This is a genomic window from Bradyrhizobium sp. HKCCYLS3077 (assembly GCF_051167555.1).
In the GTDB taxonomy this organism is placed as follows: Bacteria; Pseudomonadota; Alphaproteobacteria; order Rhizobiales; family Xanthobacteraceae; genus Bradyrhizobium.
Map to the genome: position 1 here is coordinate 409855 of NZ_JBNPTH010000007.1, position 23178 is coordinate 433032.

Annotated in this window: 20 protein-coding genes; 12 read left to right on the top strand and 8 right to left on the bottom strand. The window is 59.2% G+C overall.

The annotated features are described in order from the left end of the window. Window positions 1-10: 10 nt before the first annotated feature. Complete coding sequence (locus ACQR0Z_RS27820) at window positions 11-1321, bottom strand: sugar transporter (RefSeq protein WP_434879678.1); 1311 nt, start codon at window positions 1319-1321, stop codon at window positions 11-13. 195 nt (window positions 1322-1516) lie between these two features. On the opposite strand from ACQR0Z_RS27820, the gene ACQR0Z_RS27825 reads away from it, so the two are divergent. The 3 genes from ACQR0Z_RS27825 to ACQR0Z_RS27835 all read left to right on the top strand — a co-directional run bounded on the left by ACQR0Z_RS27825 (window position 1517) and on the right by ACQR0Z_RS27835 (window position 4382). Then, window positions 1517-2362: an ExeA family protein gene (locus ACQR0Z_RS27825; RefSeq protein ID WP_434879679.1), complete on the top strand. Its 846-nt coding sequence runs from the start codon at window positions 1517-1519 to the stop codon at window positions 2360-2362. Between the two features lie 146 nt (window positions 2363-2508). Further along, entirely contained in the window at window positions 2509-3120 is a 612-nt protein-coding gene (locus ACQR0Z_RS27830) for a polysaccharide biosynthesis/export family protein (RefSeq protein ID WP_434879680.1), read from the top strand. A gap of 107 nt (window positions 3121-3227) precedes the next feature. Continuing rightward, entirely contained in the window at window positions 3228-4382 is a 1155-nt protein-coding gene (locus ACQR0Z_RS27835) for a hypothetical protein (RefSeq protein ID WP_434920750.1), read from the top strand. A gap of 7 nt (window positions 4383-4389) precedes the next feature. Here the strand turns inward: ACQR0Z_RS27835 and ACQR0Z_RS27840 are convergent, their stop codons facing one another. The 3 genes from ACQR0Z_RS27840 to ACQR0Z_RS27850 all read right to left on the bottom strand — a co-directional run bounded on the left by ACQR0Z_RS27840 (window position 4390) and on the right by ACQR0Z_RS27850 (window position 9362). Further along, the gene (locus ACQR0Z_RS27840; protein ID WP_434879682.1) at window positions 4390-6768 is read right to left on the bottom strand and encodes a tetratricopeptide repeat protein; all 2379 of its coding nucleotides are present in this window, start codon (window positions 6766-6768) and stop codon (window positions 4390-4392) included. A gap of 31 nt (window positions 6769-6799) precedes the next feature. Further along, entirely contained in the window at window positions 6800-8032 is a 1233-nt protein-coding gene (locus tag ACQR0Z_RS27845; RefSeq protein WP_434879683.1) for a WecB/TagA/CpsF family glycosyltransferase, read from the bottom strand. A 136-nt stretch (window positions 8033-8168) separates the two neighbouring features. Beyond that, complete coding sequence (locus ACQR0Z_RS27850) at window positions 8169-9362, bottom strand: glycosyltransferase family 2 protein (RefSeq protein ID WP_434920751.1); 1194 nt, start codon at window positions 9360-9362, stop codon at window positions 8169-8171. Between the two features lie 211 nt (window positions 9363-9573). Here ACQR0Z_RS27850 and ACQR0Z_RS27855 point away from each other — a divergent pair, with 211 nt between their 5' ends. The 8 genes from ACQR0Z_RS27855 (at window position 9574) to ACQR0Z_RS27890 (ending at window position 17309) form a co-directional block, all read left to right on the top strand. Beyond that, window positions 9574-10134, top strand: a complete 561-nt coding sequence (locus ACQR0Z_RS27855; RefSeq protein ID WP_434879685.1) for a serine acetyltransferase — start codon at window positions 9574-9576, stop codon at window positions 10132-10134. Window positions 10135-10190: 56 nt separating this feature from the next. Then, window positions 10191-11141, top strand: a complete 951-nt coding sequence (locus tag ACQR0Z_RS27860; protein ID WP_434879710.1) for a glycosyltransferase family 2 protein — start codon at window positions 10191-10193, stop codon at window positions 11139-11141. A 20-nt stretch (window positions 11142-11161) separates the two neighbouring features. Then, window positions 11162-11683 (top strand): serine O-acetyltransferase, encoded by a 522-nt coding sequence (locus ACQR0Z_RS27865; RefSeq protein ID WP_434879686.1) that lies wholly within the window; start codon window positions 11162-11164, stop codon window positions 11681-11683. Further along, the gene (locus ACQR0Z_RS27870) at window positions 11676-12662 is read left to right on the top strand and encodes a glycosyltransferase (RefSeq protein WP_434879687.1); all 987 of its coding nucleotides are present in this window, start codon (window positions 11676-11678) and stop codon (window positions 12660-12662) included. Before ACQR0Z_RS27865 ends, ACQR0Z_RS27870 begins: the two co-directional genes overlap by 8 nt. A gap of 1 nt (window position 12663) precedes the next feature. Beyond that, on the top strand, window positions 12664-13890 hold the full coding sequence (locus ACQR0Z_RS27875) for a glycosyltransferase (RefSeq protein WP_434920752.1): 1227 nt from the start codon (window positions 12664-12666) through the stop codon (window positions 13888-13890). 108 nt (window positions 13891-13998) lie between these two features. Then, window positions 13999-15207, top strand: a complete 1209-nt coding sequence (locus ACQR0Z_RS27880; protein WP_434920753.1) for a glycosyltransferase — start codon at window positions 13999-14001, stop codon at window positions 15205-15207. Window positions 15208-15362: 155 nt separating this feature from the next. Beyond that, window positions 15363-16352 (top strand): glycosyltransferase 61 family protein, encoded by a 990-nt coding sequence (locus ACQR0Z_RS27885; RefSeq protein WP_434920754.1) that lies wholly within the window; start codon window positions 15363-15365, stop codon window positions 16350-16352. A 30-nt stretch (window positions 16353-16382) separates the two neighbouring features. Beyond that, the gene (locus ACQR0Z_RS27890) at window positions 16383-17309 is read left to right on the top strand and encodes a beta-1,6-N-acetylglucosaminyltransferase (protein WP_434920755.1); all 927 of its coding nucleotides are present in this window, start codon (window positions 16383-16385) and stop codon (window positions 17307-17309) included. On the opposite strand, the gene ACQR0Z_RS27895 is transcribed toward ACQR0Z_RS27890, so the two are convergent. Both ACQR0Z_RS27895 and ACQR0Z_RS27900 read right to left on the bottom strand, forming a co-directional pair. Further along, window positions 17299-18237: a hypothetical protein gene (locus ACQR0Z_RS27895; RefSeq protein ID WP_434920756.1), complete on the bottom strand. Its 939-nt coding sequence runs from the start codon at window positions 18235-18237 to the stop codon at window positions 17299-17301. The genes ACQR0Z_RS27890 and ACQR0Z_RS27895 overlap by 11 nt on opposite strands. A gap of 133 nt (window positions 18238-18370) precedes the next feature. Next, window positions 18371-19474: a glycosyltransferase 61 family protein gene (locus ACQR0Z_RS27900; protein ID WP_434920757.1), complete on the bottom strand. Its 1104-nt coding sequence runs from the start codon at window positions 19472-19474 to the stop codon at window positions 18371-18373. 481 nt (window positions 19475-19955) lie between these two features. Between ACQR0Z_RS27900 and ACQR0Z_RS27905 the strand changes: the two genes are divergently transcribed. After that, window positions 19956-20672 (top strand): glycosyltransferase, encoded by a 717-nt coding sequence (locus ACQR0Z_RS27905; protein WP_434879693.1) that lies wholly within the window; start codon window positions 19956-19958, stop codon window positions 20670-20672. 25 nt (window positions 20673-20697) lie between these two features. Here the strand turns inward: ACQR0Z_RS27905 and ACQR0Z_RS27910 are convergent, their stop codons facing one another. Both ACQR0Z_RS27910 and ACQR0Z_RS27915 read right to left on the bottom strand, forming a co-directional pair. Then, window positions 20698-21720 carry a glycosyltransferase family 4 protein gene (locus tag ACQR0Z_RS27910; protein ID WP_434920758.1) on the bottom strand — a complete coding sequence of 341 codons (1023 nt, stop codon included), beginning with the start codon at window positions 21718-21720 and terminating at the stop codon, window positions 20698-20700. Between the two features lie 29 nt (window positions 21721-21749). Next, window positions 21750-23126 carry an oligosaccharide flippase family protein gene (locus ACQR0Z_RS27915; protein WP_434879695.1) on the bottom strand — a complete coding sequence of 459 codons (1377 nt, stop codon included), beginning with the start codon at window positions 23124-23126 and terminating at the stop codon, window positions 21750-21752. Between the last annotated feature and the right edge of the window lie 52 nt (window positions 23127-23178).

The window sequence follows — 23178 nt, forward strand, 5'->3', positions numbered from 1 at the left end:
CTCTCTCCAGTTACCGAAACAATCCGACGCGGGCCTTGGCGATCATCAAGTCCCATGGCAGCAGCACAATGGCGAGCAAAGAAACGAAGACCACCAATCCGATGCCCGCGGCGATCAACAGCCAGGTCCGTCGCTTGCTCCGTAGGACTTCGCCCTTGGTTACAATGTAGGGCAGCGCCACGACGAAGTGGCTGTCAAACACACCATAAATGTCCGCGGTCCGTCGAATCGTCTTGTCCATCATTTCCAAGAGCAAGGTCAGGCCACCTCCAACGCCCAAGCCCAGCAACAGACTGAGGCCGAGGATCTTTCGACGGTTGGGACGGATCGGCTCCTGGGGGACCGCGGGCTGTTCCAGGACTTCAAATTTTTCCGACTGCTGGTTCTTCTCCAGCGCCTCGCCCAACTGGGCCGTGGCAAATTTGGCACTGGCATTTTCCAGGTTCTTCTGAATCGCCTCGCGCTGCGACTGCAGCGCATCCAGCGTCCCGCCGTTGGAGATCGTGGGACCGGCCGCTTTTTCGGCAGCTTCAATCTGACGCTTAAGAGCTTTCATCAGCGGATGCTTGTCCGAATAGATCGCGCCTTTCTGCGCATATTCGGATTTCATCTGAGCCACGGGATCGGTGGCTCCCGCGCTGGTGACGCCCTGACTTTCCTTCGCCTGGGCGATCTTCGCCTCAAGAGCAGCGCTCTCCGCCTGGAGACGCTCCACCTCGCGGCCAAGGAATTTGGTCGTATCCGACGCACGGCTGGTGCGGTCGCGAATATCCTCATTCAGGATTCGGGTCACCAATTCGTTGGCGACGCCTGCAGCCAGGCTGGGGTTCGAATCCTCGTATCCCACTGTGAAAACAATGGTGGGGTTTTCAGTGCGGCGGGAGAAAGAGAGAGTTTGATTGATGACGGTGATCGAGGTCTTGGCTTTCACCAGATCGACGAGCTGCGTCGGTGACATCAGGTTTCGTTGCGCCTGGAACAGCTGGAACTTATCGACGATCGCGATCAGATTGTCGCGGGTCATCAGACGTTGCTCGATGACCTGAATACGCTCCTGAGCGGCGCTGGTCACGGTCGGCCGCACCAGCTCGGTCGGGATCAGCTGCGACTGGACCAGAATCTTGCCTTCCGAAAGGTAAGTTGGCGGCAAGACCCACGCAACGGCAGCACCGGCAGAGACGATCACGATTAACGGCAGCACAAGATACAAGAAGCGGCGCTTCAAGATCTCCCAATAGAAGGTCGGCCTGAGAAGATTGCTCTGGCGATCGTCCCCCGTCTCGGCGTCGTCCTCGTAGTTAACCTTCTGAAGCGTCGGCAAGCGAATCAGGCCCTACGGGTGAGTGGCGCGGTTGCAAATAATGTACCATTTAGATATGGAAAAGTGGATGACATTTAGACCATTGCGCTGCCGAACCACAATAAGTTTGTTAAGCTGTATTACCGCATGATCACTTGGCGCCAAGGATGGCGAAGAGGGATGATCTAAGACGGCGCAGCCTTTCAGGGAACAGCGATGTACGAGGCGTATTACGGGTTTCGCGAGAAGCCCTTTACGATCCTGCCAGACCCCGACCTGATCTACTGGGGCAACATGCATCGCATGGCCTACACCATGCTCGAATTCGGTGTGACGAACAACGCCGGCTTTACCGTCATCACGGGAGGAATCGGATGCGGCAAGACCACGCTGCTTCGGCATCTCCTGAAGAAGCTCAGCACCAACGTGACAATGGGGCTGATATCCAATTCGCCGCAGGGCCGGCATGAGCTGCTGCAGTGGATCCTGATGTCGTTTGGACAGCCCTTCGATGGCGATTATCCGACGCTGTTCAAGAGGCTGCAGGAGTTTCTCTACCGGCAGTACACCGGGCGTCGGCGGGCCATCCTGATCATCGACGAAGCGCAGAATCTCGGGCTGGACGCGCTCGAGCACCTGCGGATGCTTTCCAACATCAATGTTGACAAGCATCAGATCCTGCACCTGATCATCGTGGGCCAGCCGCAATTGCGCGACCTGCTGCTTAATCCCCAGCTGCACCAGTTCGCCCAGCGGATCTCGTCCGATTTTCATCTTCAGCCGCTCAGCCCGAGCGAAGTCGCAAATTACATTGCGTTCCGGGTGACCGAGGCCGGATCCGACCGGATCATGTTCACGCTCGACGCGGCGGCAAAGATCGCGGACGCCAGCGGCGGCGTCCCGCGGACCATCAACATCCTTTGTGACACTGCGCTGGTGTACGGATATGCGAACGGCATCGACGTCATTTCGGGCGACGTCGTCGAAGACGTTATTGCAGATAAGCAACAGTTCAGCATTTTGCCACTTCACAAACCCTCCAAAATCGCTAAGTACAAGTAAAAACGATGTTTTTCATAAAGATTACCGCCCAACGAACAGCGCTGCCGGAGGCTGTTCAGGCTTGCGCCTTGAGGCCTCGCTATCCATAGTGGGCGCGGAATTGACACAAAATTGCTTTGCGTCTGCACGGGCATACTGAGCGGAAGATGCGTAAACTGATTGCATGGATCGGAATTGTGCTGATTTGGGCGAGCGCGAGCTTTGCCCAGAGTTCCGACGTGACGCCGGTTACGCTCAAGCCGGGCGACACCTTGTCAATCACCGTGCTGCAGGATCCGAAATTCGACCGCACTGTGATCGTCGATCCTAACGGGCAGATTGCATTTCCGCTGGCGGGTCACATCACGGTGAGCGGATTGACCCCCCAACGCCTCGAAAGGGTGCTCAAGAGCAGGCTGCAACGCAATTACAAGGACGCCGGCGAGCTTGAGGTGACGGTGGCACTCACCAATGCCGCCAAGCCCGATACGCCCGAAGAGGACCTGAAGCCCAAGATTTTCATTACGGGTGAGGTTCTCCGGCCAGGCCCCTATGCTATTCGGCAGGCCACCACATTGGTGCAGGCGCTGTCGCTCGCCGGAGGGCTTGGACCATTTGCCGCCCGGCGCCGGATTCAAGTGCGCCGCGGCAGCGGCGCCAATGAGGTGATCTTTTCGTTCGATTACAAGAGCTACGAGGCGGGCGGAACTCCGGAGGCCAATATCGCGCTTCAAGCTGGGGACGTGATCATCGTACCGGAACGCGGCTTCTTGGAATGACCATGATCGGGGTCGCGCGGGTGAAACGGGTTACGCCTATCGTTGCGGCTTGCGTGGGGCTGCTGCCCTGCCCAGCTCTCGCCTGGGATTGGTCGCTGAGTTCGACCATGAGTGAGACCGTCGAGTTCAACGACAACCTGTTCATGCGTAACATGCTGGCAGGCGGCACCTTCGGCTCCTACACCACCGTCACCGCGAATGCGGTTGCGGTGACTCCGACCTCACGCCTAACCGTCGACAGCGACGTGGGGTACCGAAAGTATTGGGGCGGGACCAACGGCACCACGCAGACCGAATCCGACTGGGTCGGCGTCACCGCGCGCTATGTGACTTCGGGCAAGGTGCCGGGCGATAAGAACTTCCTTGATGGCAGCTTTCGACGCTCCAGCGCCGTCGTGGCCGTTCTGGGCGATCTTGGCCTGCCGACCACGGTTCATGGCGACGTCAACCGGACGGCGGTGAGTGGCGGTATCCAGCGGAGCCTTTCGGCGCTCGACACGGTGTCGTTTTCGCTCGGATCGGCACTGACGGCCTATGATCCCGCAAGCAGCGGGACGCAGTTTACAGATTCAAGCGCGTCGGCGAGCTGGAGTCACCGCGTTGATCCGATGACCACAGTCTCGGTGTCTTCCCGGGCGCAGTGGCTGAACTACGACTCTACGCCGCGATCCAACATCGTGCTGGTGACGAGCACGGCTGGGTTTGAATCCTCGTTCTCTGCGGTATTTTCGTACGGGTTAAATGCCGGTGCGGTTTACGCGACAGCGGATGCCGGCACGCCCGCGTTCCCGCTTGGAAGCCCGCTACGGCCGACCGTGACCGGCGGATCCTCGGTTGGCTTCGTTGCCAACGCGCATGCGATTTACCGGATCACCAAGAATACCACCCTGAACGTCCTCGCGGCGCAGACCACATCGCCGGCGATCACCGGCGCGTTGACCAAGCGAACCACACTGCGCGCAGGCGTGACTCAAGCGATCAATGCGCGGTCAAGCATTTCGGTAGCAGGCGATGTCTCCCGCCAGACATCATCTGGAGCGACCAACGATTTCATGTCGGGCAGCGTCTCTTACGCCTATCAAATCGCCCGGGATTGGAATGCGTCGTTCACCTATCGCTATCTTCACCGGACGGCCACGGCCGGGAACGTGCTGCTTGATCCGTTGACGGGCCTGCCGCTGAGCAATGGCGGAGCGGCGAGCTCCAACAGCGTGATGGTCACTGTGGCGAAGACCGCGACGATCATTCCACTCGACAATTGATCCCGGCCTATTTGATTGCCGCGCGAATCTTGTCCTTGAGGGGCGTCCCGTCGGGCTCCGAGGCCAACGCCAGCTTGAGCTGCTCATTGGCCTGCGTGGCACGGCCCGTAGACAAGTACCCCTGCGCCAGATGATAGCGCGCGGCCGAGAACCCCGGTACCCGCGCGATGACACCTTCAAGCAGCTTGATCGCTTCGGCGGTATTCCCGCGCTTCATCTGCGCCCAGGCGTAGGTATCCTGAAACTGCGGCAGATCTGAGCTTTTCAGCTGCTCAGCCAACTGGAAGGCGCGGTCAAGGCTCGCTTTGTCGGTTCTCTCGTCCAGCAGCAGGCTGGCCAGATTGTTGACCGCAAGAAGCGCATTCGGATCATCCTTCAGGACTGCTTCATAAGCCGTCATCGCCGCATCATTGTCGCCACGCGACAAGGCCAAGCCAGCTTGGCCAAGCCGAAGGTTCAAATTGTCGGGAATTTCCCTCAACCCATCCTTCAAGATACCGGAGGCCTCGTTGAAGCTCTTCTCATTGACGTACAGTTCAGAGAGCAAGCGATAGCCGGCCTCGTTTTTGGGCTCCTGGGCGATCACCCGTTTGAACAGCGCCTTGGCTTCGTCGGTCCTGCCTTTAGCGGACTGCGTCTGCCCCATCAAAAGCAGTAGCCCCGAATCGTCCGGGCGACGCTTGAGAACGTCGGCCAGCAGCACCTCTGCCTTTTCCGGCCGGCCGGAGCGCAAATAGGCGGCAACGAGCAAAGCTGCGGGACGAAACGCATCCGGAGCCGCCACGTGCGCCGCTTCAAGCGAAGCAACACTGGCGTCCTGCTTGTTCTGGCCCGCCAGTGCTGCAGCTCGGACCTGATCAGCAAGCCCTGCATTGTCGTCGGCGCTGCGCATCACATCCGCAACCGCCAAGGCCCCGGTCCAATTCTTGCGTGCGATGCGAACCTGAGCCAAGGCCTGGAGGAGAGACATGCCCCGCGGGTTCCTGGCAATCGCCTCCAGCAGAACGTTTTCGGCCTGTGCGAGGTCCGGGAGGCCCTGAAGAAACGTCGCGTAGGGCAGCACGAAGGCGGGTGCAAAGTTCGAATATTTCGCCGCATCGGCATATTGGCGCGCAGCAAGCTCCGTCTTACCGCTACGCTCAAAGGCAGCGCCGAACATCAACAGCAATTCGGGAGATTTGGGTTCGTTGTTGAGAGCCTCGCGCAAATCCGCGATTGCTCCATCGACCTGCCCCCCATCCAGGCGCATGGCGGCACGCAATTTCAGCGCACCGGTGTTGCGGCGGTCTTTCTCCAGCACCTCGGAGACCAGCTTATTCGCCATCTCCGGGTTGCGGCGCCTGACGTAGACCTGGGCCAGCTTGTTCTTGGCCGAGATGGCCCGTTCGGGGGAAGAGGTTTTGATCACGGAGTCGAGCAGGCTCGCTGCCTGATCCAGATTGCCTTGTACATAGTCCAGATCGGCAAGTGCCATCTGGTATGGAAAAGCATCAGTTGCGGCTTTGATGCGGCCTTCAAGCTGCTCCCGAGCCGCTGCCGGACTGCGGAAGCTAGCAAGAAAACGCACGAGGCGAAGGTTGGTCGCAACATCCGCCGGACTGGCGGCGACAGCAGACCGGAGCTCCTTTTCCGCCTCGTCGAGCCGGCGCTCTTCGACATAGAGGTTGACGAGCTGCTCACGGAATTCAGGCTTGAAGCTGACCAGCTTCTTCAATGTGACTTCGGTTTGCGCAAGGTCACGCTTCCTGCCGTAGACGACCACCTTCAGGGCAAGAACGCGCGGATCATCTTGCGACGCAGGAGGCAATTGACCGATCAACTGCAAGGCCGCGTCAGCCTCACCACGCGCGACCTGGGCGCTGGCAAGCACCAGCAGCGCATCGAAATTCCCCGGCTCAAGGCGGATTGTCTGCTCCGCTTCCCGGACCGCGCTGTTCGGATCACCGGCCTTGAACAGGATGGCCGCACGGAGCGCGTGATAATCGGCACGCCCCTTGTCCTCCGCACTTGCGGCATCCAGAAGTTTCAGAGCGGCGTCGTTACTGTTGTTGGCGAATAGAATCCTAGTCAGCCGGATCCGTGCATTGAAGTCTTTCGGGTCTAGCTCGACGATCCGCCGCAACACCTGGAAGAGGCCAGCGGTATCCTTCAATCGCTCGTTAATTCCGGCAAGGGCGCGGAGCGCATCCAAACGGTTGCTGTTGAACGTAAGGGAGGTCGAGAGCGCCACGCGCGCGTTCAGATCGTCATTCTTTTCAAGCAGTGCGATGCCGCGTTCATAATAGTCCTGCGAGCGCTTCTCCGGCGACCCGCAGCCGGTCAGCGTCGCAACGAGCAGGGCTGCGACGACGCAGCCGACACGCCGAATGCCAAGTACGCAGACCATCAACACAACCCTCTGGCCGAAACAGACGACGCTACCGACTTACCTGAAAATTGGCCGGCGATGCGACATGCTCGTTGGCCTCCGGCGGCAGTAGACGGGCCTTCGCTACTGCATGGTGCGCGTCAGAGTCCAGCAGAAAACCGAAACCGTGGAGCCTGAGCGCGCGCCGAATTCGCCGCGAGCTGTTGGCTAAAATCAGCCGGCCTTGCTTTTGCAATATCGATTTCCGCACCATCAAGAGCAGCCCGACAAAGCGCGCGTCGATTGATCGCAGTCGGGCACAATCAATTGTCAGCTCGGTGCCTTGTCCGATCGCGGCGCGCAGGATGGGCACGGCCTCCTTGACGGTCTCGGCGACTGCGTCACCCTGCAGTGCGACAACATTTGCCTGATCGCTCGCCTGGGACATGACGACCGAAAGACAGGCTTGTCGTTTCCCCAGAACCCTGCGCAGCAGCGCTGCCAAGGCAAGCGGCAGCGCTCGGGTTAACATCAGCCGCGCCAGAACGGCCCCATCATGCAGATAGCGACGCCAGAGGTACGGCTCCTCCTTGATGCGCCACAACCACTCGAATCCAGACTTGCGAACGAAAAGGGGTGCCCGCTTGAGAAGCCCCGCCTGAAAGTTGATTGCGGCCCCCAGATGGGAGCGAACAGGAACCCGTAAGCGATGATGGTTGGCCATCAACCAGGACTGCCCCTTCTGCGCTCCAAGCGAAGCAACCAGGAACCGCGCCTCGGAGGCGTTTACGGCTTCCATGATCGCATCACTGCTCATCTCATCGACCGAGCCAAAACCTGGAAAAAGTGAGCCGACACAGGAAACCGCGCTCGACTGGCTATTCAGCACGCGGCCAGCGGTTTCGGCCACGCCGTGCGGCCCGCCGAACAAAAAGACCTTCACCGATCCCTGTGGACCAATCTTCAATCGATCAAAAATATCCGAACCAGCAACACGCCCCTTGATCGGAAGGCCTGTGAGACGTGATATCCATACGATCGGAACGCCATCGACGGGGCACAGATCGCTCATCAGAAGGGACTCGCGAAAGGCCACGTCCGTCTGCGCCGTCACAAGGAAGTTCAGATTGGGGGTCGATACAAGGTACGGCTCGTTCCTCTGCAGGGCAGCACCGATGCGGTGAGCCACCTCGTCGAGTCCGACCGCGTCAATTGGAATTCCCAGGATCCCGTAGACTTCGCGAGCCAGATCGTCCGATGCGATACAGCCGTCGAATTGTGCTGCTAAATGCCCGGCCTGCAAAGGAACTGCTTTCTATCAGTTGAATATCGTCAGGACAAAACGACAACGAGCACGGCCGGTCAAGCAAAATTCACATACAAGCGCCTTTAAAAAGCCAAATTTAGCACGGAAATGCTGAAACCGATATTTCTGATTTTTATAAATCATCTACTCCACCGCCTCGGGTGGTCCTGATCCAGATCTTCTCCCGCGCAAACGCCCGGATGTATATTCCTGCCTTGGCTGCGAGATAAGGCCCGATCGCACGTAGGCTGCTCGTCGTGATGAGATCGCGACCGCGCACGTTCCAGGCCAGCATAATTGCAGCGCATAGGCCGACCAGAGTTCCAAATCCCACTAGGATTCCCAGGAGACCGGCTCCCAACAAGGCCGCGGCCACATTGGTTAGAGCGGCCATGATCGTCAGCAGGGCGAGAAGAACAGTCGGCGGCACAGCCGCGTCGAGGCTCAAGGTCAAGAGGTTGAGGTTACGCTCGAGCAGCGCCTTGCCTATCAGCGGGCAAACCCGGGTGATCAGGATCGCGAGATGACCATGCTCCCAACGCTGCCGCTGAGATCGCGAGGCGGCTGCCGTCAACGGAAATACGCTTTTGACTTGCGCGGCAGGACAAAACAGGGGCGCGTGGCCCGTGGACGCCAGCAGGAGCCCCAGTTCGAGATCTTCCGTCAGGTGCCCTGACGCGAAATTGACGTTTTCCAGCGCGAGGCGCGGAAAGGCCATGCCGCTTCCCATCAACTGGCATGGAAGGCCGAGGGCGCGCAGACCGCGCGGGCGCAGATCGTTCTTGATGCGCCAAGCGAACTCGGCAATCTGATGATTGACAGACGCGCCTGCCGGTGCCGACATCAGATACAGAGCCTGGGCGGGCCTTTGGGTGACGGCGCAAACGGTGGCGAGCATTTCGATGGCCCGGCTGCCGACCCTGCAATCGGCATCGATGACAATGACGACCTCTGGATCATCAACAGCCAGGCTGCGAAGGCCAAAGTCGAGTGCAAAACCCTTGCCCCGGTTGCGCGCATCATCCCGACGGATCACCTCAGCTCCATGAGCGAGAGCGACCTCGGCCGTGTCGTCGCTGCAATTGTCCGCCACGACCAGCAGGCGATCACCCGATCCGAGCTGCGAACGGATATCGGCGATGGTGGGCACGATGCCCTGGCTCTCATTGTGAGCGGGGATGAGCACGACCACGCGAGGACGCTCACTGCCTATCGGCACAGGCTGCTTCCTGTCAAAATACGCGGCCAAGATTTCCACGAACAACACGAGAACGGACCAGGCCAATGCAATGGCCAGCACCTCGAATGGAAAGAAAATCCAACTCATTGTCCGATCCGAAGCATGCCCGCGCCGGCGGGATCAACTAGAAAACATCAGGGCAGAGCTCCCCGCGATCCATCTGCGACGGCCGATCACGGCTTGTCGAGAAGACTACCAGACGGTAAGCCAGAGCAATTGTTCATAAAGCATGGTCCAGGAAAGTGGAAACGTGTTTCTCCGCCGAGACCGCGCTCAGACAGAAAGATCCTCGAAGGCGATGCTGGTGCCATCGGATGAGCTGCACAGGAGGCTCGACCATTTGACCGGCCAAGACGGATCCGCCATCGCCGACTGGTCGCGCGAACGACCGCTGAGGTTCTGGGACCCCGGCCGTAAACTGCTGCTCGCCGTGCGCAGATATCAATATTGGCAGAGCCGCCGCGGCCCGCTCGCTGCAATCTGCTGCAAGGTTCTGGTTCTTCGCCACCGGTTCTGGAGCGTTGTCACGGCGGCAGATATCCCGCTCAATTGCAGCATCGGAGGGGGCCTCCTGATTCCGCACCCGAACGGGATTGTCGTCCATCCCGGGGCCCGGATCGGAAACAACTGTTTATTGTTTCAGCAAGTCACGATCGGCTCGGTCGAGGGCGGCAGCGCACTACCTAGGATCGGCGACCATGTCGATGTCGGTGCTGGTGCCAAGATCCTGGGGCCGGTCTGCGTCGGCTCGCATGCGCGGATTGGCGCCAATGCGGTCATCACCAAGGATGTCGAAGCCGGTTCCACGGCGTTTGGCATCAACCAGAGCAGGTCATCTCAGGGCGAGCGCGCGCCGTGAACGTCATATCGAACACGGGTACAATCGCGAGCGAACCTGCTTCGGCTAGTCCCGATATGTGTGACGTTACGGTGGTTCTCGTGAACTACAATACCGAGCACCTTTTAGAGCGCGTCTTCGCCGCCTTGTTCGCCGCAAGACAGACGCTCTCCATGCAGACCATTGTCGTGGACAATGCCTCGCGGGACAATTCGGTCGCGATCTTAAGGCATGGATATCCTGATGTCGAGTTGATTGCCAATACAACCAATGTCGGCTTTGGACGCGCCAACAATCAGGCCCTGCCACGCATCCGCGGCCGCTACATTCTCCTGCTCAATACTGACGCCTTCGTTGCCGATGATACGCTGACGAAGACAGTCGCCTATATGGACGAACATCCTCAGTGCGGCGTGCTCGGCGTCCGCCTGGTCAGTGAGAGCGGGGCGCTCCAACCATCCTGCCGATACTTCCCGACGCCATGGAATGTCTTTCTTGCGGAGAACGGACTTGGACGGTTCTTCCCTCGAGTGCAAATGGTCGATGATATGGATTGGGACCATGTCGGGACGCGATCTTGCGACTGGGTCCCCGGCTGCTTCTACCTGATGCGGAAATCGGCAATTGAGCAAGTCGGCCTCTTCGACCCCCTCTTCTTCGTGTACTACGAAGAGGTCGATCATTGTCGACGGATCCGCCAAGCGGAATGGCGCGTCACCTATTTCGGTGAAGCAACTGTCATTCACATCGGCGGCGAGAGCGCAGGGGCGGACGACAAGCTCACCACCTCAGGACGGCAAATTGCGCGGCTGCAGATCGAAAGCGAAATGTTGTATTTCCGTAAACACCATGGCCTCAGTGGATTGCTGACCTATCTCGCTCTCACCGGCTGTGGCGCCGCGCTTGAGCTTGTGAAGGATGTGGTCCGTCCCGTGCAAGGTCGCTTGCGAAACACTCAACTTCAGAAACTGAAGCTTGCCGTTTCCCTGCTCGGCCCAACCGGCTGGGCGACAAGACCAACGCGGTAAGCGCGAGAGACGATCTTTGCATGTTCGATAATATCAGACAGGACCTGCGAGCCTATGACCACGATTGGGGCGCGCAAGGATTTTGGGTGATGCTGGTCTATCGATTTGGCCGCTGGCGGTACGGGGTACGCCCCGCTTTGCTGCGAAAGTTCTTTTCAGCGCTCTACAAGATAAGTTTCAAGCTGATGCAGGTCATCACCGGCATCGAGCTGCCTTGCGAAGTCGAGATTGGCCGCAACTTTGTCATCGATCATTTTGGCGGGATCATTGTGAGCGGCTATACGCGCATTGGCGACAACTGCCGGATCAGGAATGGCGTCACGATCGGTCTCCGCCGTGTGGAGGAGAAGGCGGCGCCGGTCATCGGCGACAACGTCGACATCGGTGCGGGCGCGAAGCTGCTCGGGCCCATTCACATCGGGAACAACGTCGTCATCGGCGCCAATGCCGTGGTGATTTCCGACGTGCCTGACGACTCCATTGCGGTCGGCGTGCCTGCCATCGTCAAGCCGCGCCGAACACAATCCTCCTCAAATGACTGACCGTGCTCCTCGCGCGTTCGGTGTCGTGGCAATCGGCCGCAATGAAGGAGAGCGGCTGAAGCGATGCCTGAACTCCATCAGTAGCGCCGCCCGTATCGTCTATGTCGATTCGGGCTCTACGGACGGCTCTGTGACCTGGGCCGAGCAGACCGGGATCGACGTTGTCGCACTTGACATGAGCCTGCCGTTCACGGCAGCACGCGCACGGAATGCCGGAATGCAGCGATTGCGCAGGGTTGCGCCCGACCTCGATTTCGTTCAGTTCGTCGATGGCGACTGCGAGCTGCAGCATGACTGGCCAGCCGTCGCGATCACTTATCTCATCGATCATCCGCAGGTGTGCGCCACATTCGGGCGCCGCCGGGAGCGCTTTCCGGATCGTTCGGTCTACAATCTGATGTGCGACCGCGAATGGGATACGCCGGTGGGCGAGGCCAAGGCCTGCGGCGGCGACGTCATGATGCGGGTTGATGCGTTGGAAGCCGTGGGCGGCTATCGGGATGATCTAATTGCCGGCGAGGAGCCGGAGCTCTGCGTTCGGCTGCGCGCCGGGGGCTGGAAGGTCTGGCGTCTCGATCACGAGATGACACTGCATGACGCCGCCATGCATCGCTTCGCGCAATGGTGGCGGCGCCAGGCCCGCAGCGGCTATGCTTTCGCCCAGGGCGCTGATTTGCACGGCAAGACCGACGAACGGCATTGGGTCTGGGAAACGCGCAGAGCCTTGATCTGGGCAATCCTCATTCCGGCGGTCGTGATCGCCGGCAGCCTGGTGGTCGGTCCATGGGCGCTGCTGATGCTGCTGATCTACCCTGCCCAGATTCTTCGCCGAAGTCGGAGTATGTCCGGGACATGGCGCACTCGGCTGCAGCTCGCCTTCTTCGAGCAGCTATCGCGATTTCCGGAGGCCTGGGGGCAGCTGCTTTTCTTGCGCAACCGATTCCTGAGCCGTCCTGGTCGGCTGATCGAGTACAAGTGACATGCGCATTGCCTATCTCGTGAACCAGTATCCGAAGGTGAGTCACAGCTTCATCCGCAGGGAAATCCTGGCATTGGAGCGTGAGGGGCTGGAGGTTACCCGTATCTCCATTCGCGGCTGGAATGATGGCCTGGTCGATGAGGCAGATTTCGCGGAACGCGCGCGAACTCGCTATGTCCTGAAAGCGGGCGCCCTCGCGATCGGTGTGGCGGCGGCCTCAGCGGCGCTTACACGGCCGCGTGCGTTCGCGCGAGCATTGCGGCTCGCGTTCCGCATGGCCCGGCGCGCCGAACGACCCCTGCCCTATCACCTGATCTATCTGGCCGAGGCTTGCCTGATCTTTCAGTGGCTGCGCCAGGCCGGCGTCGCACATATTCATGCCCATTTCGGCACCAATTCCGTCGAAGTAGCGATGCTGGTGCACGCGCTGGGCGGTCCGCCGTTCAGCTTTACAGTGCATGGCCCAGAGGAATTCGACAAGGCACCGCTTCTGAGGCTCGCGGAGAAGATCCGCCACGCCGCCTTTGTCGTCGCGATCAGTTCCTTCGGCCGCAGCCAGTTATTCCGGCTGGTGGAGCACGCGCATTGGAGCAAGATTCGGGTGGTCCGCTGCGGTCTGGAGCAGAAGGACTTTGAAACGGAGTCCGCATATGGCGACAGCCGCAACCTGGTTTGCGTAGGCCGGCTCTGCGAGCAGAAGGGTCAGCTCATCCTCGTCGAGGCCGCACGGCGACTTGCCGAGGCGGGCGTCGACTTCACCTTGACGCTTGTTGGCGATGGTGAGCTCCGCCAGGAGATCACGGCGCTTATCGACAGGCACGGGCTTACCGACCGCATCCGCATCACCGGATGGGCCACCTCGTCTGAGGTACGATCACACCTCTTGCGCGGCCGCGCGCTAGTCCTGCCGAGCTTTGCGGAAGGTCTGCCGGTCGTGATCATGGAGGCCATGGCCTTGCGCCGTCCCGTCATCTCGACTTTCGTCGCTGGAATTCCTGAACTCGTGAGGGACCAGGAGCAGGGCTGGCTTGTCGCTTCCGGTGATGCTGCAGCGCTTGCTTCGGCGATGCGCCGGTGCCTCGACAGCGCTCCGGCAGAGCTGCAGGCAATGGGACAAGCGGCCTTCGCCCAAGTGAGCGCGCAGCACAAGGTCGAGACCTCAGCGAGAGAGCTCAAACGACTGTTCGAGGCCGGCGGCCCGGATACGCGTTCTTTCCAAGACAGCTGATGCCGCGTAACGATTGGGCCGGCTTTGGGCAGCAGAGCGCTGCCTGCAGCTCTCGCGACGGCGACAACGATTGAGCATTTGAACCGGGATCCTGAGAGATTTGCACGAATGAGCTTGCGATTCACGATCGTTCAATATGCCGGAGATTATCGGGAGGCTTTCGAGCGGCTCTCAGCGGGTGGCAAGGAAACATATTATGCGCAGCGCCATTCGGTGGATTTCGTCGGATCTCTGGTCAAGCAGCTCGAACAGGTCGCGGTGATCTGCGCCGTCAGTGACACCACCTACGATACGATGCTTGCCAACGGCGTTCGGGCGATCGGCGCGGGCTTGCGACCGGGTTTCGATCCCGCATCGCTGGTGCCGTTCATCGCCAACACGAGCCCGAACCGTCTCTCCGTCAACTCACCCCTGGCGCCCGTGCTGCGATGGGCCATCGGAAACCGGATCCGAACGATCGTGCCGCTGGCGGACTCCTTCAATGCCGGCGGTCTGCGCGCGGCCATTCGCCATCGCCTGCTGGCGCGTCAGCTCAACCATCCGCTGATCGAATGGGTCGGCAATCACGGGATCAGCGCCTGCCTTTCGCTTGCGGGTATTGGCGTGCATGCCGACAAGATCGTGCCGTGGGACTGGCCACCGGCGCATCGGCCGTCGGATTATCCCTCGCGCAGCCTCGCGGGTAATCGTGAAGGCAAGATATTCTACGTCGGCAGCCTGTCGCATGCGAAAGGCGTCGGGGATCTATTGAACGCAACCGCGATGCTTCGAGGCCAGGGCTATCCGGTCTCACTGTCGTTGGCAGGACGCGATGGCGACGGCAGCATGGCCGCGCTGGCACGCTCCTTGGGTATCCTGGACGTGGTCAGATTCCTCGGCGTCGTCGCCAATGAGGACGTTCCGCGGCTGATGCAGGAGGCTGACCTCGTCGTCATTCCGTCGCGTCACGACTATCCGGAAGGGCTGCCGCTGACAATCTATGAGGCGCTCTCCGCCCGTACGCCGATCGTCGCATCAGACCATCCAATGTTTCGCACTGCGCTCGCGGAAGGCGAGAGCGCAGTGATCTTCAAGGCTGGCGATTTGAACCATTTGGCCGCGTCGATTGTCAAAGTGCTGGACGATCCTGTTCTCTATCAGACGCTCTCGGCACGCTCCGAGGAGGCCTGGACACGAATTCAACTGCCGGTCACCATGAGCGCTTTTGTCGCAGCCTGGCTGGAGGATACCGCCCCTGCGCGACAGTGGCTATCAAGCCACAGCTTGAACTCCGGGCACTATGATGCCGCAACTAAGAAAACTGTGTCGCGGATTTGAAACATCTCGCCTTGGATGAGCATCACTTGCTATTCTGCGGCGATTGACCCGTTTCGTCCATCTTCCAAATGTCTAGTTAGATGATATCGAACCCAAGCCTGCAGTTACTGAAGTATCGGCGTCATGCAAAACGTCTGTTTTCCGGTCCTGGGACGTTGGAAGCCGCAGCCTATCGGCGCGAAATGATTGCTCCGGAAGAGCAAGCGAGTTTCTCTCCATTGCTATGTCTCGAGGGGCAGATCGAGCGGATCACCGGCGCGCCCGGAGAATCGACGCTCGCGCAGGAGCTCGAGACTGCGACAAGGTTGAGCGGCGTCCATGCGCCAACCATTGCCTATCATTTGAAGGACGTCGCCCTTATTGACGGCTCCGTCTATTCCGGCACGATGCGCTTCTTCGTACGTCAGCTCAAATACGATGAGCAGATTGAGCCTGTCGAGATCGAGCAGGCAGCGCTCGTTTCATCCTACTACGGCGTGAAGTATTTCGGTCATTGGCTGCGTGACGATTGCACGCTGCGCCTGCTGGCCGACGATCTCGGTCTCCCTCCGATCTGCCTCCCGGGGCCGACGGGGCTTCACGTCGAGCACTACAAGGCGCTGTTCGACCAGAGCTGCGCGCCGACGTTCAGGGCGCGGATCAAACATCTTGTGATCTTCAGCGACTACCATCATAACCGTCTGCGTCGCGAGCGCTACGAACGCCTCCGCGCCGTGGTAAGAGCGCGCTTTCCGCACAAGGGCCGTCGCACGTTGGTTTATCTGAAGCGCGGCCGTGACGGAGCCCAGCGCTGGATCGAGAACGAAACAGAGATCATCGACGGTCTCACGCGCAACGGCTTTGTCGTTCTCGATACTGCGACGACACCGTTCGACGAGATGCTGGATACGCTGGTTGACGCGCAGATGGTTGTTTCGCTCGAGGGAAGCCATATTGCACATTGTGTCTATGCTATGCCGTCCAGTGGCGGTCTGTTGGTGCTGCAGCCTCCAGACCGGTTTTCGGCCAATCAACGGCAATGGACCGCGTGCCTCGGGATCAGGTCGGCCATGGTCGTGGGCATGCCGGGGCAGTTCGGAGGCTATCGGTTCGATACGAACGAGGTCCGACGGACGATCGATCTGCTTGATCGAGCGCTGGCTTGACCGCGCCTAGCTTTGATTGGGGTTCTGGCAATGACCAGCCGACCTGACCTAGGGGGTGACGACACCGCATTGAATCCGCCGCGCGGCGGCGCGACCCGACTCGCCTTCTTCATCCTTTGCCACAAGGCGCCGCGACAGGTTATTCGCCTCATCGAGCGCCTGCGCGAGGAGCGCAACGTCTTCGTGGTTCATGTCGACAAGCGTGCGGCGGCCGAAGTCTATCAGGAACTCCGGACCTTCTCCGAGCGGCTGCCCAGCCAGGTCTTTCTCTGCACCAATCGCCACCGCTGCTATTGGGGCCGCTTCGGCATCGTGGCGGCAACGCTGAGCTGCATGCGCGAGGCGGTCGCTCGGGATCTGGCTTTCGATCGGGCCTTCCTGCTGTCCGGCCAAGACTACCCGATCAAGTCTCAACGCCGGATCCGCGCGCAGCTCGATGCGCATCCCGAGGTCGAATTCATCGAATCCTTCGCCGCCGACGAGCCCAATCGGTGGACCCGGGCGAAAGGCGCTCACAACGCCCTCAACCGCGTGCTCTATTGGACGTTGTCGTTCCGCAGCCGGCACGTCCAGATCAAATGGCGGCGGCGCTTTCCGCTCGGGTTTCGGCCTCATGGCGGCTCGATGTGGTGGTGCCTGACCAGGGACTGTATCGTCTATATCGACGGCTTCGTCCGGCAGAACCCCGCCTATGTCCGCTATTTCAAGACGGTGTTCATTCCCGACGAATCGTTCTTCCAGAGCCTGCTGTCGAACTCGCCATTCCGCGACAGGATCATCAGCGATGATCTGCGCTATGCCGATTGGGAAAATCCCAATCCGCTCTATCCGCGCACGCTGGACATGGACGATGCCGAGCGCTTGCGGACCTCACCCAAGTTGTTCGCACGCAAATTCGACGAGCGCAGTCTCGCGCTGCTCGACCTGATCGACCGCGAGATCGCGGTCACCCCATGAGATCGTAATAGCCGAGTCGTCTCAGCCAGCTGCGCCGCGCCTTCAGCATGCGGAACTGCCAGGGATGCAGCACCTCGAAAGGCAGCAGCGGCGCGGGATCCGTGGCGGCCTCGTTGCGGTCGAGCAGGCCCATTTTCTGCGCGTCGACGAGCCACCACTTCGCCTCGCCGCCGGCGTGAAAGCATTTGATCCCGGAGAACCGCTCGCGCTGCAGGACCGATGCGCCGGGGACGCCGAAGCGCCGGAGCAGGCGCTTATATTGCGTGCGATGCCAGCAGACCCATTGACCGGGATCGAGATAGCCACCGCCGATCTTCATCGCGATGGCGGCCCAGACGATGGATTCGATGTGCATGTGGCGCGGCAGGCTGGGCGCCTCGAGCGTCTCGATCAGCCAGTTCAGCCAATCCAGATCAATCGGCTGCCGCCATTGCGCGACACCGATGTCAGTGTGATGCGCCAGGGGAACGCCGGCCGCGATCGCGGTCGTGACTACCTCGTCCGGCAGCAGGCATGATGGACGCTGCCACATCAACATCACACCGCGGTCGACGGTCGGCTCGAAGCTGAAACGATTAGGAAAATACAGATCGGGATCGAGCACGACCATCTCGTCACCGGGCGCGCTCAGCAGCAGGGGATCGGTGATCTTGCGCCAGCAGGGATGGCCATGGCGGAACCGCCGCAGCGCCGGACGGCGGCCGAACCGCTCCTCCTCCAGATCGGCGAGATCGGCCTCGCCATAAATCGCCGCCGCCCGCAATTGCGGCACGGGATCGGCGCGCAGGCCATCGAGCTCATCCTGGAGCTGACGCACATCGTCCGGCCCGTCGGTGATGAGCGTCAGCGTGAACGGCTCCACGGCGTTGCGCAGCAGGCTGCGTAGCGCCAACCGCGCATAGGGCAGCGACCGAGGCGACAGCACCATGAACAACCGGCGGGGGCGTGGCTCTCCAACACCGCCTATCGATTGCGCTGCTGCACGCATATCATTCGCAGCTGCATTCGGCAACACTCGCATGACACCTCGGAACGGCAACATCTTTCAAGCGCTTTTCAGATCACGCAAACTCACTAAGCGCAACTGGAATACGCCCGACGGCTTCTAAGAACCTAGTCAATTCCAGCCTGCGGACGTTGTGGTCTGCCACCGCGGCATCGATGAACGATAGTAACTCGTCCTCGCTCACCGAAAATGCTCCACGCCCTGCCGGATTGCCAACAAACATAGCTGCGAATAGCCCAAAAAGCGGTGCCAAATCTGCCAATACCGTCAATGTTCGGTCCGGCGGATTTAAGATGATCATATTCCCGTACGGCGCCATCATAAAAAGCGCGTGCGTGAGGTGCGATCCCTCAACACTGACGACCAGATTCGCTCCGCTCAAGACGGATCGAATATCCTCGAAAGAAGAGATCGAAATGTCCAAGATCGAGAATCCCTCCAACCGGAGTCTCTCCTTAATCTCCGCCTCGTTAGCAATAGTCCTTGGACTTCCCCAGTTTCCTCGACTTATAAAAACGCGCCGCTGCGATTCTTCGCAATCTAAAAAGCGACGTCGGATGGCTGCATATCTTCGGAACTTGCTCGCATTCTGTGCGAACTCGTCAATGACCCGAAGCCTTTCTATCCATGCTGTTCCGACCCTTTCTGGTGCTTCGACATCTGCGATCCTCCGATACGCAGGCTCGTCTCTATGATCCGGTCGCATATGTGAAACGATGGGGCCCATTCGGCTCGCCATCATCTGAAGTGGAAACTCGTCAACGAGCCAGTGACCAAACCATGTTGACCCTGCCACTCCAGACCCCAACGTCGCCGCGGCGAACTCATGGTGAGGAGAGAGCGGCAGCACACTCAGCCTTCTGGCAAACATGCGTCGTTCTAGTCCGGAACGAAGCTCGATCCGCGCCCGCGAGCCAATATACATAGAGCCATCGACCAAGAATGCGTCACGAAATTCGTGCAAAACGAGTGGACGCAACTCTAGTTCACGTTGAGTCGTTAGCTCGTTTCGGAGCCGCTGCGCGGTGTGCCATGGACCATCGGAAATACGCTTGACGTGTTCTTCGCGAAAGAATGGTCTGACGGCCTGCAATCTCTCTCCCTGGCAAATCTGAATTGATCTGCTAGCGAGGGCCGCCAGCGGCGGGCTGCGGGCCATGCCACGCTCTCTTGATATAGTACCGAAAAGATGCGGCTGTCGCTCTCGACAAAAGGCTGGCACCCACAATGAACACCTCCGCCAAAAATTGAATTTATCGCATTCTGCCGCAACAGCGGTTGACACTTGCACTCAGAAGGCCTGCTCGAACGCAAGCACAATGGATCGTTTTACATTCTGCACGGCGTTAGAAGACGGCACTCAAACTACCCGAGGGCCGCTCCGCTCAATAGCGGGTCCAACCATAGTCCACCGCACAACCTCGGATCCCCCACAACGTCGGACGACCAAGATTCATAGTGTCCCAACCATACATTTAGCAAAAGGTCGAACGCTGCTCAAATAGTCTTAAACGGTGGACTCCATCCAAAACACGCGAACGCGCTGCAATTTGCAGAACTCACTGTCCCTCGTGTATACCGTCCTCAACGCTAGCGCTGACACCAGATCGTCCAATTGCCCCGCCGGGCGGCAACCACAGATGACCATAACCTTCACCATCATAACCCCGACATTCAATCGTCCGACCCTTCTCAGCCGTCACCTTAGTCGCACGGTTCGGCAGGCTTACGAAGGTTGGCGGCTGCTCGTCGTCCACGACGGACCCAACGCGGAGATACGGTCGCTCGTCCATCGATATACGACCCGCGACGGTCGAGTTTCTTATCTAGAAACGAGCTCGCGAGCCAACGACTGCGGCGCAACCCCTCGACTCGCCGGCCTGACGTACCTCGCCAACAGCGGGATCGAATCTGACTACGTCGTGTTTTGGGACGACGATAATGCCTACAAGAAGGATGCACTTGGCCAGATCGCAAGAGAGATCGAAAAGGCCAATATGCCGGAACTGCTGATTGTCGGCGTTCGACGACACTCGACAATTATCCCTCCAAAGGGGGCATCAATTCATTCGCTACAAGTTGGCGAACTGGACACGTCGGGCCTCATATTTCGCCCGCAACTCGCCCAGAGAGTTTATGCGCAGATGCTCGAACAGAGCAAACGGGAAGACATTCTGCGCTTCAATGATTTTCTCTCCTACAAATACGCCAGAGATGCTCTGCCGTCCAACAAGATAAGGGGAGCTACCGACACAGTCATATGCAATTACGACGGCCTTCGGTGGGCGCCATACTTGAGATCGCTGCTAGGGCTTCCGCCAATCGGCATCGCGGGCCGCCTTCGACTGGGACGATAGACGCTGCAGAAAAACGCAAGCATCTTCACCGGTCGAGAAAACCGCGACTTGCAAGAAACGACCGAAACTGCCTGGCCACTCCAGCCTCTGTACAATTCGCCGCCGCGAACAATCGACCCTGCTCGCCGAGCTTCTCGCACAACGCACCGTCAACCCAGAGGCGCCTAATTGCGTCCGCAAGCTCGTCGACAGCACCGGCCTTGACGCTGATCGCATTCTTTTCGTTTTGGACGTAATCGGACACCCCAGGCGAGCTTGTTGCAATGATCGCCTTTCCGAGGTGCATAGCCGCGACAAGTGTAATATGACCGCACGGCACCTCACCCGGGTTCAGTGGAAGAACCATAAAGCGGGCTAGCCGCAAGATCTCCATCGCTTCACCGAAGCCAATGTCGACGCGAGCAAACACGTTCGCGGGCAGCTTCAGGCCATCGAGATTTTCCGGCCTAACAACCAAGACAAACTTGATGTCCGGTAGAACATTCGCGGCCTCCACCAGAGCTTGATAGTCACGACCATTTCCGCCGATTGCAGCAACATATCCATAATCTTCCGCAGGAATAGTCGCAGGAGTTGTCGCGGGGGGCGCCATCCCCCAATGAACAAAATCAAAACGCTCGATCGGAATATCGAAAGCTTCCGAATAGATCTCTCTCTCGACGTTGGAAAACACGACAAACCCGTCGACTCGCGCCAACAGTGTTCGGAAAACAACTCGCTTCAGACCTCGCGGAACACTCGCAAAATTGAAACTATGCGCTAGAACTATAGATCTCGATCTCAACAGCCAGGAGAACAACGCACACCACGCAGCCAAAGCCGGACCGTGCGTCACCAATACATCCGCCTTGACCCGTTTTGCTTTCATCACGCCATCGAGAGCTCCCAATACCCGACTGAGGTTCACTGCTCTGACGTAGCTATCGATCCTTCTTCGTCGACATATGGCAAACACAAACTTCGGCCCGACGCCGGGAAAATGCGATGCGATCCACGTCCAACTCGGATCGGTCATCTCGGCGCAGCAAACAACAGTCGTATTGGACATGGCGGCCCCTCTCCGCTTGAAGCTTGCGATCACCGCACGATCGACAACAACCCAAGAACAAGCTGACCGGCCAGCCACCCGCACGGCCAAATGGCGAGGGAACCTATCTCGACAACAAGATTGTTCAAGCCGTGCTTGCGATTGAACCAGAAGATCAGCGGTAGAGTTGGAGCCAGATATGTGGCGAGCCCAATCAATGCGCCCTTCACATCGAACACGAAATACATGACAGGAACCAGCGTGAAGAGCGAGATCACTCGCACTGCGTTGAGGGCAGCGATATAGTTTGGCTTTCCGAGCGCTACGTACGCATTCTGAGCGAGTCCAAAGCGAGAGAATAGCAGACTGAATGAGAGGATTTGAAGCATCTCGCCCGCAGGCAGATAGCGCGGGTCGTAGAGAACAGAAACAATCTTTTCGCCTGTCGCGAACAGAAAGCCCGCCGCAGCAACATAGACGGCATCTGCCCCCCAACGCATTTGCAGGTAGCGCTTGGAGAAGTGTTGAGGCCGTTCGCGTGCGATCTCTCCGAGAGCGGGAAGCGATACATTTGAAAAGAAGCGACCGGCGATGCCGTCCACCATAGAACTCAGACCCGACGCAATCGAATAGAACCCCAAGGTCGTTGCCGTAATCCATGCGCCGAGCATCAGCCTGTCGCCATTCATCGCGAGCACACCGATGATCGACGAGATGAAGACCCATCTGCCGAATCGCAGAATTTCCGCTAGCGCGTCGCGATTCCAACAGAACCGATCCCGATGCCCGGTGAGCCAGACATGGGTCAGCACCGTGTAAACGACAGAACCGACCAGGCCGTTGATGATGAATGACCAGACAGAATGGGTAAGCCAGCCGACACCGATCGCGATGGCATAGCTTACGACCATCTGGATCAATTCGATCAGAGTAATCCGACTGAGATCAAGGTTTCGGCCCAGAAGGTGCAGCTTCATCGAATGCAGGCCGAGGATCACCGAGGAGAACGACCCAACGGCGATGATCGCCGGCAGCAACGGATCACTATAGACGCTGTCCGGTGGCATCAGCCCCATCAAGCGTGCGGAGTAAAGGCCGGCAGCGACCGCCATGCAGGCGATCCAGATCCATAGCCCCCTTAAGACCTGGACCGTCCAAGCTGTGTTGACAAAAACCTCGTTCTGGCCGCGACTACTCTGTATGATCGACTGTCGAATACCGAGGTCACTGAACAATCCAACGAGAACATTGATCGTGGTTGCGATCGCCATGATGCCGAATGCGTCTGGAGCAAGCAGACGAGCCATGATGAGGTTACCGAACAACCTCATGACGAGCGCGGCACCATACCCGAATAGCGTCCAGCTTCCTGCGCGAAGCACGCGGGCCTTCAAGGACTGCGGGTGGCCCGCTGCTAGAAACGCCATTATTTACCTTCCGGCAGGCCGGTTATCGGGGAAGTCGAGGCGCGAACGAGAT